The sequence below is a fragment of the Allomuricauda sp. TY007 genome, assembly GCF_010468565.1.
Taxonomy (GTDB): Bacteria; Bacteroidota; Bacteroidia; order Flavobacteriales; family Flavobacteriaceae; genus Flagellimonas.
The window spans coordinates 65,148-84,265 of sequence record NZ_WUEG01000013.1 but is presented as its reverse complement, the minus strand read 5'-3'; the positions used below and the strand labels follow the sequence as shown (position 1 = coordinate 84,265).

At 41.8% G+C, this 19,118-nt stretch carries 19 protein-coding genes; 13 read left to right on the top strand and 6 right to left on the bottom strand.

Going from position 1 to position 19,118, the window contains the following annotated elements; genetic code table 11:
• Positions 1-6: 6 nt before the first annotated feature.
• The 9 genes from GO009_RS13775 (at position 7) to GO009_RS13735 (ending at position 10,833) form a co-directional block, all read left to right on the top strand.
• On the top strand, positions 7-954 hold the full coding sequence (locus tag GO009_RS13775) for a type IX secretion system membrane protein PorP/SprF (protein ID WP_203532459.1): 948 nt from the start codon (positions 7-9) through the stop codon (positions 952-954).
• An 11-nt stretch (positions 955-965) separates the two neighbouring features.
• Positions 966-2,915, top strand: a complete 1,950-nt coding sequence (locus GO009_RS17855) for an OmpA family protein (protein ID WP_163626877.1) — start codon at positions 966-968, stop codon at positions 2,913-2,915.
• Between the two features lie 416 nt (positions 2,916-3,331).
• Positions 3,332-5,560, top strand: a complete 2,229-nt coding sequence (locus GO009_RS13765) for a hypothetical protein (protein WP_163626875.1) — start codon at positions 3,332-3,334, stop codon at positions 5,558-5,560.
• A 77-nt stretch (positions 5,561-5,637) separates the two neighbouring features.
• Entirely contained in the window at positions 5,638-7,611 is a 1,974-nt protein-coding gene (locus GO009_RS13760; protein WP_203532462.1) for a gliding motility-associated C-terminal domain-containing protein, read from the top strand.
• 24 nt (positions 7,612-7,635) lie between these two features.
• On the top strand, positions 7,636-8,568 hold the full coding sequence (locus GO009_RS13755; protein ID WP_239057474.1) for a type IX secretion system membrane protein PorP/SprF: 933 nt from the start codon (positions 7,636-7,638) through the stop codon (positions 8,566-8,568).
• 56 nt (positions 8,569-8,624) lie between these two features.
• Positions 8,625-9,158, top strand: coding sequence for an isopentenyl-diphosphate Delta-isomerase (idi, locus tag GO009_RS13750; RefSeq protein ID WP_163626868.1), 534 nt, complete (start codon positions 8,625-8,627; stop codon positions 9,156-9,158).
• The gene (locus tag GO009_RS13745; protein WP_163626866.1) at positions 9,155-9,562 is read left to right on the top strand and encodes a 6-carboxytetrahydropterin synthase; all 408 of its coding nucleotides are present in this window, start codon (positions 9,155-9,157) and stop codon (positions 9,560-9,562) included. Before idi ends, GO009_RS13745 begins: the two co-directional genes overlap by 4 nt.
• 1 nt (position 9,563) lies before the next feature.
• Positions 9,564-10,532 carry a type I phosphomannose isomerase catalytic subunit gene (locus tag GO009_RS13740; RefSeq protein WP_163626865.1) on the top strand — a complete coding sequence of 323 codons (969 nt, stop codon included), beginning with the start codon at positions 9,564-9,566 and terminating at the stop codon, positions 10,530-10,532.
• A gap of 28 nt (positions 10,533-10,560) precedes the next feature.
• The gene (locus tag GO009_RS13735; protein ID WP_014033499.1) at positions 10,561-10,833 is read left to right on the top strand and encodes a hypothetical protein; all 273 of its coding nucleotides are present in this window, start codon (positions 10,561-10,563) and stop codon (positions 10,831-10,833) included.
• Here the strand turns inward: GO009_RS13735 and GO009_RS13730 are convergent.
• Entirely contained in the window at positions 10,830-11,528 is a 699-nt protein-coding gene (locus GO009_RS13730) for a DUF4369 domain-containing protein (protein WP_239057473.1), read from the bottom strand. The two genes, GO009_RS13735 and GO009_RS13730, sit on opposite strands and share 4 nt — an antisense overlap.
• Before the next feature lie 45 nt (positions 11,529-11,573).
• Positions 11,574-12,836 (bottom strand): DUF819 domain-containing protein, encoded by a 1,263-nt coding sequence (locus tag GO009_RS13725; RefSeq protein WP_163626861.1) that lies wholly within the window; start codon positions 12,834-12,836, stop codon positions 11,574-11,576.
• Positions 12,837-13,074: 238 nt separating this feature from the next.
• On the opposite strand from GO009_RS13725, the gene GO009_RS13720 reads away from it, so the two are divergent.
• Positions 13,075-13,845, top strand: a complete 771-nt coding sequence (locus GO009_RS13720; protein WP_163626859.1) for a S1/P1 nuclease — start codon at positions 13,075-13,077, stop codon at positions 13,843-13,845.
• Positions 13,846-13,850: 5 nt separating this feature from the next.
• Here the strand turns inward: GO009_RS13720 and GO009_RS13715 are convergent, their stop codons facing one another.
• Positions 13,851-14,723: an AraC family transcriptional regulator gene (locus tag GO009_RS13715; RefSeq protein WP_014033504.1), complete on the bottom strand. Its 873-nt coding sequence runs from the start codon at positions 14,721-14,723 to the stop codon at positions 13,851-13,853.
• A 215-nt stretch (positions 14,724-14,938) separates the two neighbouring features.
• Here GO009_RS13715 and GO009_RS13710 point away from each other — a divergent pair, with 215 nt between their 5' ends.
• Positions 14,939-15,316: a hypothetical protein gene (locus tag GO009_RS13710; RefSeq protein WP_163626857.1), complete on the top strand. Its 378-nt coding sequence runs from the start codon at positions 14,939-14,941 to the stop codon at positions 15,314-15,316.
• Positions 15,317-15,365: 49 nt separating this feature from the next.
• Here GO009_RS13710 and GO009_RS13705 read toward each other — a convergent pair whose 3' ends face one another.
• Positions 15,366-15,998, bottom strand: a complete 633-nt coding sequence (locus GO009_RS13705; protein ID WP_163626855.1) for an MOSC domain-containing protein — start codon at positions 15,996-15,998, stop codon at positions 15,366-15,368.
• A 77-nt stretch (positions 15,999-16,075) separates the two neighbouring features.
• Positions 16,076-16,429, bottom strand: a complete 354-nt coding sequence (locus GO009_RS13700) for a DUF6249 domain-containing protein (RefSeq protein WP_163626853.1) — start codon at positions 16,427-16,429, stop codon at positions 16,076-16,078.
• A 137-nt stretch (positions 16,430-16,566) separates the two neighbouring features.
• Here GO009_RS13700 and GO009_RS13695 point away from each other — a divergent pair, with 137 nt between their 5' ends.
• Positions 16,567-17,145, top strand: a complete 579-nt coding sequence (locus tag GO009_RS13695; RefSeq protein ID WP_163626851.1) for an RNA polymerase sigma factor — start codon at positions 16,567-16,569, stop codon at positions 17,143-17,145.
• Positions 17,138-17,548, top strand: coding sequence for a hypothetical protein (locus GO009_RS13690; protein WP_163626849.1), 411 nt, complete (start codon positions 17,138-17,140; stop codon positions 17,546-17,548). The genes GO009_RS13695 and GO009_RS13690 overlap by 8 nt, the downstream gene beginning before the upstream one ends.
• A gap of 55 nt (positions 17,549-17,603) precedes the next feature.
• Here the strand turns inward: GO009_RS13690 and GO009_RS13685 are convergent, their stop codons facing one another.
• Entirely contained in the window at positions 17,604-19,103 is a 1,500-nt protein-coding gene (locus GO009_RS13685) for an IPT/TIG domain-containing protein (protein WP_163626847.1), read from the bottom strand.
• Positions 19,104-19,118 lie beyond the last annotated feature (15 nt).

The following is a 19,118-nucleotide window of genomic DNA, read 5'->3' as shown; positions in this document are numbered from 1 at the left end:
GATAGAATGGTAAAAAAACATTTTTTAACTACGTTGTTGTTTATTGGAATTGTATCCGCGGGTGCAATCGCCCAACAGGATGCCCAATATACACAATACATGTATAATACCTTGAGTGTCAACCCTGCTTACGCTGGGTCTAGGGGGCAGCTTAGTTTCGCTGGACTATACCGGTCACAATGGGTAGGTTTGGACGGCGCTCCGGAAACCTTCACTTTAAACTTGCATTCACCTATACGCAACAGTAGGTTGGGATACGGTATTTCCATTGTTAACGACAATATTGGTGACGGTGTGGTACAGGAAACATATTTGGATGCCGTTGTATCCTACACTATTGATGTTTCCATGGACGCCAAGTTATCTTTTGGATTGAAAGCAGGTGGGAATATGTTGAGTTTGGACTTCAACAGACTTCGGAATTTTGACCAAGAAGTAGTCAACCAAAATAATATAGACAATAGGTTCACTCCTAATTTTGGACTTGGGATTTATTATCACTCAGATAAGTTCTATGCAGGGGTTTCCGCTCCAAACGTTCTGGAATCAGAATATTTTGACAATGATAACTCGGACGATGGAGTAAACTTTCTCTCCGCAGAGCGTATGAATATTTATTTGATCACTGGATATGTTTTTGATTTGGGCGCAGACCTTCAATTTAAACCAGCGTTGCTTACAAAAGCGGTAGGAGGGGCACCTTTGCAGGTAGACCTTTCCGCAAGCTTCCTGTTTGCCAATAAATTCAGTTTTGGTGCAGCTTACCGTTGGGATGCCGCAGTGAGCGGCTTGGTCGGTTTTCAAGTAACGGATCAGATTATGTTGGGATTGGCATATGATCGCGAAACAACGGAATTGGGAGGAACACAGTTCAATGACGGATCTTTTGAAGTATTCCTAAGATTGGAATTGTTAAAATCTTTCCAAAGAACCATATCACCTAGATTCTTTTAATAATGTTTAGAATGCTGAAAAGAATACTCACATTATTTATCATCGTTTGTGGATGTCTGGTCAACGTAAATGCGCAACAGGACAGTATTCCCGATAAGCAGACTGCCAGGGTTATGGAAAAGGCCGATGAACGCTACAGGCAATACTCCTTTAGCCCGGCCATAGATATTTACAAAAAAGTATTGGACAAGGGGTATAGCTCCCCAGATTTGTTGAAAAGGCTAGGAAACGCATATTATTTCAACGCTAAGTACAATGAAGCAGCAGATACTTATAAAAAGTTGGAAGAAACCTATCCAGATGAGATGTCAGTGGAGGATGTTTTCCGATATGCACAAAGTTTAAAGTCGGTAGGGAACTATGACAAGGCTGCCCAAATTATGCAGAACTTTAAGGAGATGACCTCTTCCATGGTAGATTTTGATGAGGATTACATGGCCAAAATTGAAGAGAACTCTGGCAGGTATACCATAAAGCCATTTCCGTACAATAGCAAGTATTCAGATTTTGCCGCTGCCTATTACGAAAAAGGCCTCATTTTTGCTTCCGATCGCGATACGGGCAATTTTGCGAGGTACAGGCACACGTGGAACGCTAGGGATTTTTTAGACCTTTACAAAGTAAATGCCGATAGTGTTTCCAACGATAAGGCAGTAAAACTGGAAGGCGATATAAATACGCGATTGCACGAATCCACATCTGTGGTTACAAAAGATGGTACCACCATGTACTTTACCCGAAACAATTTCTTCGATGGAAGAAAGAAGAAGGATGAAGAAGGAATTATACGCTTAAAAATCTTTAGTGCAGAATATATTGATGGAAAGTGGACCAATATTGTGGAACTTCCGTTCAATAGTGATTCTTATTCCGTGGCCCACCCCATGTTGAGTCCAGATGGAAAGAAACTCTACTTCGTTTCCGATATGCCCGGCAGTTTGGGAGAATCGGATATTTTTGCGACAGAGATTATAGGGGATGGCACCTATGGTCCAATCCAAAATTTAGGAGACAATATCAATACCATGGCCAGGGAAACATTCCCATATATAACCCAAGAAGGAGTACTATACTTTTCGTCCGATGGACACCAAGGACTGGGCGGATTGGATATTTTTGCTACTAAAATCACCTATAACGATTATAGCCAGCCAGTAGTTAACGTAGGGAAACCGATCAACACTCCAAAAGATGACTTTTCCTTTATCTACAACACCGAGGACAAAGCAGGATATTTCGCTTCAAACAGGGATGGCGGCATGGGAGATGATGATATTTACGAATTTGTGGAAAATGAGCCACTTACATTGGATTGCATACAAGAAGTAACAGGAACCGTTAGGGATCGCATTTCTAACGAGGTTCTTGCCGGAGCAACCGTAAAAATCATCGATGAGGAAAATAACGAGATTTCTTCTACTATTACTGATTCTGACGGTAATTACATACTCCAATTGGATTGTTCCAAAGGTAATTTTGTAAGAGCATCAAGGGATGGTTATGTACCTGCGGAAGAATATTTGCCAATATCCGATGGAAAACCTCGAATTGTGGATTTTTATTTGGAACGCGATTTGGTCACCGGAGGTTTTGGCGACGACCTGGCAAAATTACTACAGTTGAGTACCATATACTTTGATTTGAACAAGTATAATATCCGACCAGATGCTGAAATTGAGATTCAGAAAGTAATTGTGGCCATGGAAAAATACCCAAGTCTAAAAATTAAGGTAAACTCACATACCGATAGCCGGGGTATTGATGCCTATAACCTTTGGTTATCACAAAAAAGAGCAGAATCCACTGTTGATTATATGATTTCCAAAGGAATTTCTCCTTCTAGATTAGAGGGTGAAGGATTTGGCGAAACCCGATTGGTAAACGACTGTGTAAATGGCTCAAAATGCTCCGAAGAAGAACATCAACTTAATAGAAGGTCGGAGTTCATTATTTTTGAATAAAAATTTTTTGTAGCAATAAAATATTCGAGCGGCCTCATTATGGGGTCGTTTTTTATGGATTCTATCCCAATATATTGTTACTATTTTATTGGATAGTTCACTTCTTCATAGTGAAGCCTGATACTTTCCTGTTTACGTAAACTTGTAAGATTCAACCTACTAAACCCACTGTTCTATTTAGGGCTTATCGACGAACAGCCTTTAAAAAAGTGTAAAAAAATATTGGGGTCACCTCAAAATCTATGGACTATACAGTTCTATTCCATCTGTTCACAACAATTATTTTCAGCCCCTAAAAGTGGGGGTAAATTTGTATCAGGTTGAAAATTCGGTAAGTAGAACTACATAGGAACGAGTAGACCAAAAATACAAAATCAACAAAACAACAAACACAATCCTCAACTAATAGTAACCTCATGAAAAAGAGCATTCTAGCCCTATTTTTTCTTCTTTTTACAGGAATTGCCTTTTCTCAAACCACAGTAACCCTTCAGGATCAATGCAATTGTGAGGTCCTTAAGGGTATGGATGTTTCCAGTTCCGGTGCGATAACACCAGTTGGTGCAGATTTGGGAGATATCTACGTAAATACCAATACAGGAACCATATACTTCTGGGATGGTGATTCATGGGAATTAACATTTATCGACACTAATACGGTAAATAGTAGAATGGAGGTGGTCGGAACAGACTTGGTGTTAACAGACTCGGACAATAATATTGTTTCAATTCCTCTTACGGATGTTGCAGCGGGAGGAGCCATTGGTCCACAAGGTCCAATGGGAGAGCAAGGTCCCGTCGGTGACAAAGGAGAAACAGGCGACAAGGGAGAGACCGGTGACAAGGGCCCTCAAGGCGACCCCGGTATCCAAGGCCCACAAGGTCTTCAGGGAGATAAGGGAGAAACAGGTGACAAAGGCCCCCAGGGCGACCCCGGCATCCAAGGTCCTCAAGGTGACCCCGGTATCCAAGGCCCACAAGGTCTTCAGGGAGATAAGGGAGAAACGGGCGACAAAGGCCCGCAGGGCGACCCCGGCATCCAGGGCCCTCAAGGTGACCCCGGTATCCAAGGCCCACAAGGTCTTCAGGGAGATAAGGGAGAAACRGGYGACAAAGGCCCGCAGGGCGACCCCGGTATCCAAGGTCCTCAAGGCGACCCCGGYATCCARGGCCCACAAGGTCTTCAGGGAGATAARGGAGAAACGGGCGACAAAGGTCCTCAAGGTGACCCCGGTATCCAAGGCCCACAAGGTCTTCAGGGAGATAAGGGAGAAACGGGCGACAAAGGCCCCCAGGGCGACCCCGGCATCCAAGGTCCTCAAGGTGACCCCGGTATCCAAGGCCCACAAGGTCTTCAGGGAGATAAGGGAGAAACAGGTGACAAAGGCCCCCAGGGCGACCCCGGCATCCAAGGTCCTCAAGGTGACCCCGGCATCCAAGGTCCTGTTGGAGATAAAGGAGAAACAGGCGATAAGGGAGAGACCGGGGACAAAGGCCCACAGGGCGATCCCGGCATACAGGGACCACAAGGCCCGATTGGAGAACAAGGCCCTGTCGGTGACAAAGGAGAAACAGGTGACAAGGGAGAGACCGGTGACAAAGGCCCGCAGGGCGACCCCGGTATCCAAGGCCCGCAAGGTCTTCAGGGAGATAAGGGAGAAACGGGCGACAAAGGCCCTCAGGGCGACCCCGGCATACAGGGACCTCAAGGTCCGATAGGGGAACAAGGCCCCGTCGGTGACAAAGGAGAAACAGGTGATAAGGGAGAGACCGGTGACAAAGGCCCACAGGGTGATCCCGGCATTCAAGGTCCGCAAGGCCCAATGGGAGAGCAAGGCCCTGTCGGTGACAAAGGAGAAACAGGAGACAAGGGAGAGACCGGTGACAAAGGCCCACAGGGTGATCCCGGCATTCAAGGTCCGCAAGGCCCAATGGGAGAGCAAGGCCCGGTCGGAGAACAAGGAGAACAGGGTCCGGTAGGATTGCAAGGTCCAACTGGTGAACAAGGTCCACAAGGCCCAATAGGAGAGCAAGGCCCTATAGGTGAACAAGGTCCTGATGGACTTGCTAATTTAGTTGTTACAACTGCAGAACCCGCAGGGCTTAACTGTACAGTTGGAGGAGTAAAAGTCGAAACTGGAATTGACGACAATAATAATGGCACATTAGATGTTAGTGAAGTTGATTACACAGAATATGTGTGTAATGGCGACCCTTCAACAGATGATCAAAAAGCATCAGAAGTGGATTCAGATTCACCAGTAGATGTGGATGGTGATGGAACCACAGAAGATAAAGTTGAAGACGTAATTCAAGCAATAGCACCAATTACATCCAAAGCAGCAAGAATATTTTATCCGCCATCTATTGCAATTGACGCATCATCCAATGGCACTTTTAGTCTTGATCTTTATCAAGAGTATATCAACCAGTATGGTTCACCAACAGTCGGGAGTACGGGTGCACCTGCTGCAATTCCAACTTATAGTCGTACCGATTTGTATTACTACGTAACCTATGCAGACCCTACGGTGTTCGACACGGGAAGTATGACAATCGATGCAAATGGTAATTTGAATTATACCGTTCAGGGACAACCTGCTGACTACAATGCATTGATCAACGTGGTTTTTGTAGTAAAATAATAAGGACTAAAGACGGATAGAATTTGAAATCAAACACCTCATATAAGTCTTTAATCATTGGACTGTTCATTTTCTTTATGGGAATGAACTTTGCAAATGCACAATTCTTGCTACAAGCACCCGATACTGGTGATGAATATAACTATCAATGGTTTGAGGCATCGGACACGGGAACCGTTTTGGGAACCAATTCATTTTATGAAGCAACCCAACCAGGCGTTTATTTTGCAACTTATGATGGTACACTCTGTGGCTCCAATGCAACAGGCTACTTTATTTTAACCGATTGCGAAGCCCCAAATAATGAGGTGGTTTTGGATATTTCTGCCAGTGTACCTTCTGGGGCTACCGTGAGCTGGAGTCCTGCGTTGAGCGGCGATCAAACCAGACCTACCGTTACAAGTACCCAAACTGTAATGAGGTATGTAGCCACCATTACAAAAATCGGCAATAGTACAGAACTGCCACGTTTTACGGTGGTGTGTATGAGTCAGGCAGCAAGCCTTACTGATGATATGATCGTGGTCAATGAGGATACTTTTATTACTGTGCCCATATTTGACAATGATTCCGATGTACCAACCGAAGGTACTTTGACGGTTACTGACCCATCAAACGGAATAGTGAACATTGATGATAATGGAACCACCAATGACCCGACCGATGATGTCTTGACCTATACACCGAACCCTGATTATAACGGAAATGATGGTTTTGACTACACCATCTGCAATTCTTTCGGGAATTGTAGTACTGCAACGGTTACTGTGGATGTGCTTCCCATTGTGGATACCAACGAGGATTCGGTATCTACCGATATAGGTGTGGAAGCGGTTGTTTCTTGGCGAACCAATGATAACGATATACCTACTACAGGTTCTATCACAGCTACAGACCCATCCAACGGAACCGTTGTTTTAAATGATAATGGCACGGTTGGTGACCCCTCGGATGATGATATTACCTACATACCAAATTCAGGATTCACAGGCACGGATTCCTTTGATTATACCCTATGTGATTCGAATGGAAATTGCAGTACGGCAACAATCACGGTTATTGTAAGTCCTTCAGGAATTGACTTGGATAGTGACAATGATGGTATTGTGGACAGTTTTGAAGACCTGAACGCCGATAATGATAATGATCCATCAACCAACCCTACGGACACCGATGGAGATGGCATACCCGATTATTTGGACATTGATAGTGATAATGATGGTATTCCTGATAACATTGAGGCGCAGCCAGTCTTGGGCTATATTGCCCCAAGTTTAACGGATGTAAACGGTAACGGATTGGATGATGTCTATGAAGCTGATGGAAACGTGGGATTGATCCCTCTTGATTCCGATAATGATGGTATCCCAGATTATGTGGACGAGGATAGCGACAATGATAATGTCCCCGATGTCATTGAAGGGCACGACCATGACCATGATGGTGTTGCAGATGTAGAACTGATTGGTTCCGATAAGGATAACGATGGTTTGGACGATGGTTATGAAGGGGAAACAGTAATCGACATTGATGTAAACGATGAAATGGATGGCCCAAGTGCAACCTTGCCAGATAACGATTCCGACGGTATCCCAGATTTTAGGGATTCTGATGATGACGATGACGGCATCGAAACCATAGATGAAGATTTGGATATGGATGGAAACTATGCTAACGATGATTCCAACGAAAATGGTATTCCAAATTACCTAGATCAAGATTTAGGTGAATTGACCGATACAGAAGAAGAACCCGACCCAATCAATGTAATTACACCAAATGGTGATACGGTACATGATGTGTTTACCATAAAATATATAGAAAACTACCCGAACAATACTGTACGAATTTACAATAGATGGGGGGTAATGGTTTTCCAGACCAAGTCCTATAATACCAGCGGTAATGTCTTTGATGGTACTTCCCAAGGAAGGGTTACCGTGGACAAGGATAACAAATTACCAGTTGGCACCTATTTCTACGTAATAGATTATGAGGATCAAAATGGAAACATGAAACAAATTTCAGGTTATCTATACATAAACAGATAAAGAATGGTTACTGTGGAGAAAAAGATGTTTAAAGGAAAAATGCAATGGTTGTTTGTGCTGTTTCTACTTGGTGTGGCGAGCATATATGCACAACAAGATGCACAGTACACCCAATATATGTACAACACGGTAAGTGTTAACCCGGCCTATGCAGGTTCGCGGGGCCACTTGAGCATTGCAGGCTTGTACCGTAACCAATGGTTGGGGCTCGATGGAGCGCCAGAGACCCAAACCTTGAATGTTCACACACCAGTTGGTTATCGCGGTGTTGGTTTGGGATTATCTATTGTAAACGATAAGATCGGACCCACCTCCGAGACCTATTTTGATGTAGATTTCTCCTATACCATACAAACTTCAGATGAAGGTAAATTGAGTTTTGGTCTTAAGGCAAGTGCACACATGTTGGACATACGCTATTCCGAACTCGATGAGTACGAGGTGGATCCACAACTACGATCACAACAGGACATTCAGAATAAATTTTCACCGAACATTGGGGCTGGTGTATACTACCATACCGATAAATTTTATGCCGGTATTTCGGCTCCAAGAATGTTGGAGACCACCCATTTTGATTCATCCTCGGCTTCTACGGCCAAGGAACAGATGAACCTTTACCTAATTACTGGATATGTTTGGGACCTAAACCCATCATTAAAGTTTAAGCCCACACTTTTGACCAAAACGGTACAAGGAGCGCCGTTACAAGTGGACCTATCCGCCAACTTTATGTTGAACGAAAAATTTATTGGTGGAGTGGCCTATCGCTGGGATGCCGCGTTTAGTGGCCTTATGGGCTTCATGTTGTCCGACCAATTTATGATCGGTCTCGCTTATGACCGTGAGATATCGGAACTTGGTGCGGCCACTTTTAACGATGGTTCCTTTGAAATCATTTTAAGATATGATTTTATCAGAAATATCGGAAACATGAAATCCCCGCGTTTCTTTTAGGAAGAATTTAAATACCTATTCCCGTTATTTTATCGCAAAGGTCATATTTTTACCAAATGAGAGAGGAAAATGTGATACTTGTAAATGAAAAGGACGAGCCCATAGGTTTAATGCCCAAAATGGAGGCCCATGAAAAGGCATTGCTGCACCGGGCATTCTCGGTTTTTGTGATGAATGCCAAGGGAGAGACCATGCTCCAGCAAAGGGCCAAGGATAAATACCATTCCCCATTGTTATGGACCAATACGTGCTGTAGTCATCAACGAGAGGGAGAAAGCAATATTGATGCCGGCAAGCGCAGGCTCATGGAAGAAATGGGCTTTACCACCGAACTCAAGGAACTTTTCAATTTTGTGTACAAGGCCCCTTTTGACAATGGCCTTACCGAACACGAGTTCGACCACGTGATGGTGGGATATTTTGAGGGTGAGCCCAATATCAATCCAGATGAAGTTGCCGATTGGAAATGGATGCATCCTGAAGACATTAAAAGGGATATGGCAGAAAACCCAGAAGCATACACTGCATGGTTTAAAATTATTTTCGAACGTTTCTACGATCATCTTATGCAAAACACTTCGGCACAATGAAAGTAAAAGTAAGTAGAAAGGCCAGTTTTAATGCCGCCCATAGATTGTACAGACCAGATTGGAGTGACGAAAAAAACAATGCGGTCTTTGGAAAATGCAACAACCCAAAATTTCACGGACATAATTACGACCTTGTAGTCAGTGTTACAGGGGAAATTGATCAGGAAACCGGTTTTGTTATGGATTTAAAAATCCTCAAGGAATTGATCAAGGAACATGTTGAGGAAGCATTGGACCATAAAAACCTGAACTTGGATGTTCCAGAATTCGAGAATTTAAACCCTACAGCCGAAAACATAGCGGTAGTGATATGGAACAAGTTGAGGCCCCATATAAGTAAAGATAAGGAGTTGGAGGTTGTACTCTATGAAACCCCTCGAAACTTTGTAACCTATACAGGATAAGATGAGCCTATATCCATTAAAATTTAAACCAATCCTTAAAGAAAAACTTTGGGGAGGCACCAAATTAAAAGATGTTTTAAACAAACCCATTGAAAGCGATATTACTGGCGAAAGCTGGGAACTCTCCGGAGTCTATGGCGATATTTCTGAAGTATCCAATGGGGACTTGGCGGGAACTTCGCTTCAACATTTGATGAATGAACAAGGAGAAGCACTTTTGGGAAAGAGTGTGGAGGAACGTTTTGGGAGCGAATTCCCCATACTCATCAAGTTTATTGATGCCAAACAAGACCTTTCCATACAATTGCACCCTAACGATGAGCTGGCCAAAGAACGGCACAATTCCTTTGGAAAAACGGAGATGTGGTACATTATGGATGCTGACCCTGGCGCTAAATTGATTGTGGGATTCAATAAAGATGTAGATAAGCAAGAGTACATTAAAAGTATTGAAGAGGGCACCTTAACCGATTTGATGAACTATGAAGAAGTAGGGGAAGGGGATACGTTCTTTATCAATACGGGGAAAATCCATGCCATTTGTGCAGGAGTACTTTTGGCCGAGATTCAACAGACCTCCGATGTAACCTACAGAGTTTTCGATTTCAACAGAAGGAATAAGGATGGAAACCTAAGGGAATTGCACACCTGCCTGGCCGTTGATGCCATTGACTATGAAAAAAAGGATGATTTTAAAATAGATTATCCGAAACTGCCAGATACTGTCAACCCTATGGTGGATTGCCCATACTTTAAAACCAATTTTATGGAGTTGGCCCAACCTTTAAAACAAAATGTAACGGACAGGGATTCTTTTACAATTTATATGTGCGTTGGTGGAGAAGCAACCATTAACAACGATTGGGGAAGCGCATCCATTAAAAAAGGGGAAACTGTTCTTGTGGCTGCATCAAGCAGTTATATAGATATTGATACCCAAGGAACTAAACTTTTAGAAGTTACCATTTAATGGTATCTTTAAACAAAACTGCCGCATTATGCCAAGTATTCGTGATTTAAAAAAAGATGTCAATTTTGTCTTGGGAGACATTATTGAGGCTGTCTACATTTGGGAAGCCGGTTCAGGTAACAAAGAATCTGAAGAAGGAACCGTAATCATAGACGAAGCCATTGAGGTGTACGACAACCTCATGGATAAAATCAATCAAAAAAAGATAGAGGACACTAAAGCCCACTTTAAGTCCATACGGACCGAATTGGAGGAAAAGGCCACTAAATTGGTCGAACAGCTCAATAGCCTTGAAGCCTAATTCTTTTTATCCAAGAATTCTTTGAATTCCTTTCCGTATTTGGATGCAGCCACCCCAGGGTCCAATCCTTTGTAGATGGAGTCCAAGTACTTTGGATTTGCCTCGCTGGCCTCTGTCATCATAATATAGGGAGTGGCATAAGAATCCCCATTGTTGAGGCCAAAATTTAGGGCATATCGGTATCTGCTGATCGTGTTTTGGTTCATTAATCGTTGAATGGAGTCCAAAGCAACGGAATCTTCCTGTAATTCGGGGGTAGAGGCTTGCTGTGCCAGTGTTAGTTCTTTGATGTTGAATTTAGAAGCCATTTCGTAAAACTCCAAGAGCTTTTCATGGGATTTAGATCCCGAAATTTCGACATTGGTATCAAAAGTGTTCCAAGCGGTATTGATTACAATGTTCCCCGACTCTCCAAAAAAGGTAATTCTATCGTTGATGTCATTATTGTCTTTCTTTTTTAGGTAGAGATAAAATATCTCTGGTTCGACCACTTCGGTCGAAAAACTAAATGCCCCGTCTCCCTTTATTTCCAAAGAATCCAAAACAGCCAAGGTGGAATCCTTGAATTGTTGTAAATAAAGGGTTCCCTTTTTAAGTCCTTTAATGTTTCCACTAACGGTCATGGTGTTTTCCGTAGGCTGTTCACAGGACAGTACGGTAATTCCAACAAGCAATACAAACAAAATCCGCTTCATCATATAATTTTAGCTCGGCAAATATGCATAATCTTCTGAAAATATTTAAACATTTGAGGCGACTTCCATCAACAAAGCGCATAAATAGGCTCCTGCCGTACCCACAACATAGCCAAAAACAGCCAAAAGAATGCCCACAGAGGTCAAGGAAGGGTGGAACTCAGCGGCAACAACGGGAGCAGAAGCAGCTCCTCCTACATTGGCCTGACTGCCCACGGCCAAGAAAAAGAAAGGCGCTTTTATAATTTTCGCCATCAAAATAAGCAGTCCGGCATGGATGGTGATCCAAATGAGTCCAATGGCAATAAGCCCCGGGTTGTCCAACACTTTGCCCAAATCCATTTTCATTCCGATGGTCGCCACTAAAATATAAATGAACATGCCGCCAATTTTACTGGCCCCGGCACCTTCATAATTTTTGGCTTTGGTAAACGAGAGACCGATTCCGATAGCGGTGGCAAAAACAACCATCCAAAGAAATTCGGACCCAAGGGAGGACAATATTTTTTGCGGATTTCGGATGACCTCAAAATTATCCTGTAAAAAACCGGCAAAATGATGTCCGGCCAAATGGGCTACACCCACTCCTACAAATGCAAAGAACAACAACATAATGAAATCCTTGAGTGTGGTGACCCTTGCAATTTTTTCAGTGTGGGTAGATACTTTTACCTTGAGCGCTTCTATGGACGAGGTGTCGGCCTTGAGCCAACGGTCAATTTTGTCCGTTTTGCCCACTCCCAAAAGGATGATGGCCAACCATAGGTTGGCGACTACAATGTCTATAAGCACCATGCCTCCGTAACTTTCTTGATTGTATTTGAACACTTCGAGCATGGCGGCTTGGTTGGCACCACCCCCGATCCAGCTTCCTGCGATGGTGGCAAGTCCCCTCCAAACAGCATCTGGTCCAACACCACCGACTGTTTCGGGAGAAAATATGGAAACAATCAATATGGCGATTGGCCCGCCGATTACTATGCCCACGGTTCCGGTCAAAAACATAATCAATGCTTTGGAACCTAGGTTCATAATGGCTTTTAGGTCAATACTTAATGTCATCAAAATTAAAGCTGCGGGCAGAAGATAGCGACTGGCCACATAATAAGTGTTGGACGATGACTCGTCTATAATGCCCACACTGGCCAAAATAGCAGGCAAGAGGTAGCACATGAGTACCGTAGGGATCACACGATAAAATTTGCCCCAAAACCCTGTTTTAATGGATGAGGTGTGGAAAACAAAACCTAAACAGAGGCAAAGAAGCCCAAATATAACGGTGTCTTGGGTAAAAGGTAGTTGGTCCATAGAATTTGTAAGCTAATTGCCCAAATATAGGAAAATCGTCGGGGTGTCAGAGGCTATTTTATGGTGCTTGAGTTGATACATAGTACTGGTATCAGTATTGAACGGTAAACAGGCTTTTAGTTTTATAGTTAAAAAAATCCCAAAATTGTAGAATAGATTGTTCATTGGTGAAACATTCTGAAAATTAGCCGTGATTTGTTTTATAATCACCACCTTCTATTCTAAAAGACGTTAAAAAATGAAAAAAACCTTATTGCTATTGCTTTTATTTCCCTTTATAGTTTTTGGTAATACTATCTGGGGGAAAACTGGACACCGGGTCACTGGACAAATTGCACAAGAATATATAACAGGAAAGGCCAAAAGAGCTTTGAACGACTTGTTGGATGGTCATAGCTTGGCTTTTGTCTCCACGTTTGGGGATGATATAAAAGCGGACAGGGCCTATTCAAAATATTCGGCATGGCATTATGTCAACTACCCATTGGGGACGAGGTATAAGGATTCGGAAAAAAGTGAATATGGTGATATTGTTATGGCAATTGAGGAATGTATGGCTAAGGTAAAGGATAAGAAAAATGCGAGGGGAGATCGTATTTTCCATTTAAAAATGTTGGTTCACCTTATTGGGGACTTGCACCAGCCCATGCACGCGAGTAGGGCGGAGGACAAAGGAGGTAACGACATTCAAGTACAGTGGTTTGGCGAAGGAAGCAATTTACACCGGGTATGGGACAAAAACCTTATCGAATCTTATGGGATGACCTATACAGAACTGGCATCTGAACTAGGTGATGTGAACCGCAAGGAACGTAAAAAAATCCAAGAGGGAACCATTTATGATTGGGTCGATGAATCCCACGAAATTTGCGCAGCACTATACGAATCTGTTGAAGTGGGCGATAAATTGGGATACCGCTACTCCTACGAATATAACGATTTATTGTTCCAACAGCTCCAAAAAGGAGGATTGCGGCTGGCCAAGGTCTTGAACGATGTATTCAAGTAAAAGGTTTAGGACTGCAATACCGTTTTCAATTGATTTCTATATTCCGAAGGGTTTTGCCCGGTAAACGCCTTAAAGGACTTATTAAAGTGCGAGAAGTTGTTGAAACCACTATCATAACACACCTGGGTAATGCTCATGGGCTGTTCCGCCAACAGTTTGGAGGCGTGCACCAATCTATACTCGTTAACAAATTGGGTAAACGTTTTGTGGGTGATTTTTTTAAAATATCTGCAAAAAGAAGGTACGGTCATACTCACTATATCGGCAATTTGCTCCAAGCTAATGTCTTCTTTAAAGTTTGCCTTTACATAATTGAACACAATATTGATACGGTCGTTGTCCTTTACCTCGGTCTCAATGGAAAATCCTTCAGCGTTCAAAACATTCATTTCGGTAGAGGTGGCCAAAATGTTCAATATATTAAGGATGGACAGTAATCTTTGGAAATCTGTCTGGTATTCCAAGATTTCCATTTTTTCCCCAACTTTCATTTTGGTCTTTCCAGAAAAAGCGATGCCACCTTTGGCAACCTCGAACAATTTTTGAATATTTTTCATCTCTGGAATATTGAAAAAATCACTTCCCAGAAAATCCACCTTCATCTGCACCAAAGTCTCACTCTTGTTGCCGGTAAGCTTATCGGTAAAGCCACAATGCGGCAAGTTGGAGCCAATAAGGATAAGGTCCCCGTTCCTATAATAAGATACGTGACTGCCTATTTGCCTTTTGCCAGACCCCCCGTTCACATAAACCAACTCCAATTCCGGGTGGTAATGCCAACCATTGTTCTTGTTCTCATTGTTTGCATTGAATTTTTGAAACGCGAACGAGTGACCAAAACTTGGGGCTATTGCTTCAAATGCAGGTTTTTGAATCATTTAGCGCAATTTTTTTCTTTTAATACCATAAAGGTAAAAAACTAATTTGCATGCAAATATCTACAATGTTAACTTAAAGTTATGCTATTTTATCATTAATACTATGTTAAAACACTTACCATGTTAATATAGCACATAAACTGGAAAAGATGGTGGTATTTCTGTGCGCCAATGCAACATACATTTGTACTATAATCTTAAAAAAACGAAGTGTTATGAACGTAGTAAAGAATTTAACAGTAGTAGCAGTCCTTTTGATATCCTCTTTGGGAATGGCTAACGGAAACACAACCGATTTTGGTAAAAAAGTAGTAGCCAAGTACGAGGTTGAGAAGAATTTGGTAAAAGTAAACCTTGACCCGGTATTTGTAAAGAAAGGTCAAAAAATTATGATGAACCTTTTGAACATTTCTAAAGGTAAGGTGCTTTTAAAAGTATACGATAGCGAAGGCAGACTTGTTTTTGATGAAGCTATCGACGGTGACATCGTTGTTGAAAAGGCATTCAACTTCGAAAAAGCCTTTAAAGATAAATATACCATAGTTGTAGTGGACAAATTTGGTACCTACAAGAAAACTATGGAGGTAAGATAGTTTGTTTAGTTAATTTTTATGTGCATTGGGGGGCGAGAGCCCCCTTTTTTTATGCCCATTTTTTAAGTTTTTCTCTTTTGTTCGGCGGGAGTGCTTCATTTTTTATGGCCAATTCCAAAACATCTTGGTCTTTTGCTTTGGAAAAAAGCAATGTATAGAATTCCTGAACGGTCAAAGGGTTTTTAGACGCTTCTGCAAGTTGCATGGAATCACCTATACGTACCGTACCCGGTTGTAAAACGCGAACATAGGTTCCGGGAAAACCATGGTCTATAAATTGTTTCAGTATATTTTGGTCCTTAAATCTAATGCCCAGTTTATAGCAAGGCTCCCTTGGTTGTGTTATTTGGACCAGTGCAGAACCTAGTTTATAAATGCTGCCTATTCGTATTTGAGATTCATCCAAGTTGTCAATGGTCAAATTTTCTCCGAACATGCCCCAATCCCATTCCAAATGGGGATATTTTGCTTTCCAATAGGGATAGTTGCCGGCAGAAAACAAATAACAGGCTTTGTATATACCACCGTGGTATTTTCTATCTACAACGGTATCGCCGTGCACATCTTCGGAGTCTAAAAAGATCGGTTCTTTAACAGGGAATTTGTAAATACCGGTTGTGGTTTCCTTGTCGTTCCAAACGATTTTTTTGGGCTTGCCGAGGTTTGTGGAAATAACTTTCATAACGGCAAGTTATAAAAAAACCACCGCTGGTAGCGATGGTCCTTCATTTTTAATCGATTTTAATCGATGTGGAAGAGTCAATCCTCTTGATCTAATTTCTTGGTCATTGTGAAACCAACGAAAAGGCCTATACCTGCCATCAAGAAAATACTTCCCGGATAAGCTACTTCCTCGTCTACCCCCAAGCTATAGTGCAATACGGAGGCCACAAAAATGGCAGCTCCAATGCCCATAAGCAATAAGGCAAGGTTAAGGATAATGATTTTCCAAACAGGAGCCGCCTTGTCTCTTTTGCCTCTCACAAAAATACTCGCGTCTGCCCCTTTCTCTATTAAAGCTAATCGTTCTTTGTTCCTGGTTGAAAAATAAAGGTAGGCAATGGCAAAAATGACCCCGAAAATAATTGGTATGATGATAACTTCTGATCCCATAACTGTTCGTTTTTAATGATTATTTGTAATTTCTTTGTTCATAAGCTATGACGAGGGTTTTTTGAATCAGGTTACATGATTTCTATAAAAATAATTATTTGTGTAACCTAAATAGCACTTTTGGCGTCCAATGAACAATGCTGACCAACAAGGAAAAACAACTCATTTCAGAAATACGCAAAGGCAATGCCCGCGCGTTCTCTGATTTGGTGGACAGTTATAAGGATTTGGTCTTTACGCTATCCATAAGAATGTTGGGCAATAGGGAAGAAGCTGAGGAAGTGTCGCAGGACGTATTTATTAAGGTATATAAGTCCTTGCCCACCTTTAAAGGCGATTCCAAGCTATCGACTTGGATGTATAGAATTGCCTATAATACCTGTTTGGACAGGATTAGAAAAATAAAAAAGAAAAGGACCCATACCGATTTGGAACATATTGATCAAATTGCCTATGCGGATTTGGACACGGCATTTCAGAAAATGGTGGAGACCGAACGGAGCGAATTGATCAATAAATGCCTATCACAATTATCGGCAGAAGATGCAGGAGTTCTTACTTTGTTTTATCTTGAGGAAAAGAACCTGCAAGAAATGGAGAAAGCGACCAATCTTCCCGTAAATACACTAAAGGTACGGTTGTTCAGGGCTAGAAAACGATTGGCCAGTATTATGGAAAAAAATGTGAAAAAAGAAATATTGCAAAGCAATGGATGAACTTGAGGATAAAAAACTGGAAGCTTTTATTGATAAACTCATGGAAGATGCCCCATTGGAGTCCCCTTCTGTTGATTTTACCCAAAATGTGGTACAAAAAATCGAAGCGGAAGCACATCATGAGGTTTTTGAATATAAGCCTTTGTTGTCGGGCAAGCTCTTGACCTTTTTATCCGTGGCCTTTGTTGCTTTGCTCGTTTACTTTGGGTCTCAAGTTGGGGTCGATAATGGTCAGGGGTGGTTTAAAAACCTGAACATGGAGGCTTGGTTCCAAACTGATTGGGGGTGGATGCAACATTACGCTTCTTCCAAAATAATGCTGTACGGCTTCCTGTTTTTAGGGCTTATGTTTTTTGCCCAAATCCCTTGGTTGAAAAGGCAAATGGACAAAAGGGCTTATTAAGGATTAAAAAAATGCCCTACCAATGGCAGGGCATATGAAATATATAAAATGATTGTTATTTTACAACCACTGAAACTGCATAAGTGCTATAGTCCGTTCCTGCTAAAATGGTAGGGGAGCCATTTACCCAAAGTTTTGCCACGTTGATTTCTTCGTTATCAACTATTGTATTTTCATAACCCACAGCGTAAACATCTCCATCATATACAAAAACTGAATTTACTCGAGCGTTTATAGTGCCGTCCGTTAAATCGGTTGGGACTCCGTTTTTCCAAATTGTAGCAATATACTTTCCTTCTTCATTATATGCAGACCCACCAACATATACATCGGTTCCATCCACAAAAACAGAGTAGGCAAAAGAAGGACTATCTTCTTCGGTTAAAGGGGTGGGAGCACCATTTTTCCAAAGTGTTGCAATGTTATCATCAGAACCAGCGACATATAAATCATTACCTGAAACAAAAATGGAGTTCGCTTGGGCGTAGTTTGTTCCATCGGTTAGTATGGTAGGGACCCCATTTACCCAAATTTTGGCTAAGGTTTTGTTCTCGGTAAATTCTTCCCCGGCAATGTAGGTGTTTTGATTATCAACAACAAGATCGTAAGTATGGTTGGTGTTAATACCGTCAGATAAATCTTCGACACTTCCATTTTTCCATAATTTAGCTGTAAAGATGTAGTCATTATTTTCGTACCCAATAACATAAATATCATCATCATAAACCTTTATGGATGATAGACTGGTGTTGGTTGTATTATCAGTCAAATTAGTGACTTCGCCATTCTTCCAATATTTCGCAATATAGTTTTCTGACTCCTTGTCCAATTCAGATCCTGATATGAATACATCACCTTTATAAATATCTATAGAATTTGCATAGGCATTGCTAGATCCATCTGTTAGTTCGGTGATTGAGCCGTTTTTCCATATACTGGCTGTGTAATCTGTAGTCTTATAAAGGTTTACGGTAACAAAAACACTGGGCTCTACCATTATTTCTGCTGAAGCTTGGGATTCATCAACAGAAACAGTAATGTTTGCCGTACCTGCTCCTACGGCCTTTACATTTCCGCTTTCATCAACAATGGCCACTTCTTCATCATCACTGCTCCATGTGACTTGATTTTCTCCTGCCCCGGATACTGTTAATTGCTCCATGTCCGAAGTGTGAAGTTCTAAAGATGATTTATTAAGTTCAAGATTTATTGGTGCACTGACAGTAAAACTATCTGTACTAGTAGTTGCATTCCCATTTACCGTAACCGATATTTTTGAAGTGGAAGCGCCATCAGGAACCGAAGTTTTTAACTCCGTTTCGGAAGCTTGGGTTACTATTGCTGTAACATTACCAAATTTAACTACGTTCTCTGAAGTTATAGTGCTGAAATTTTTCCCTGTAATGGTCACTTCAGTGTCAACAGTTCCAGATTTTGGTGTAAATGTTGTTATCGAAGGTAGTGCTTTGGACGAAGGACCATCATCCTTGCTACAGTTCACAATGATTGAAAAGGTGCAAAGAAGTAGTATTGCATTCGAAAGAATTTTTTTCATGATAAAAATTTTGAT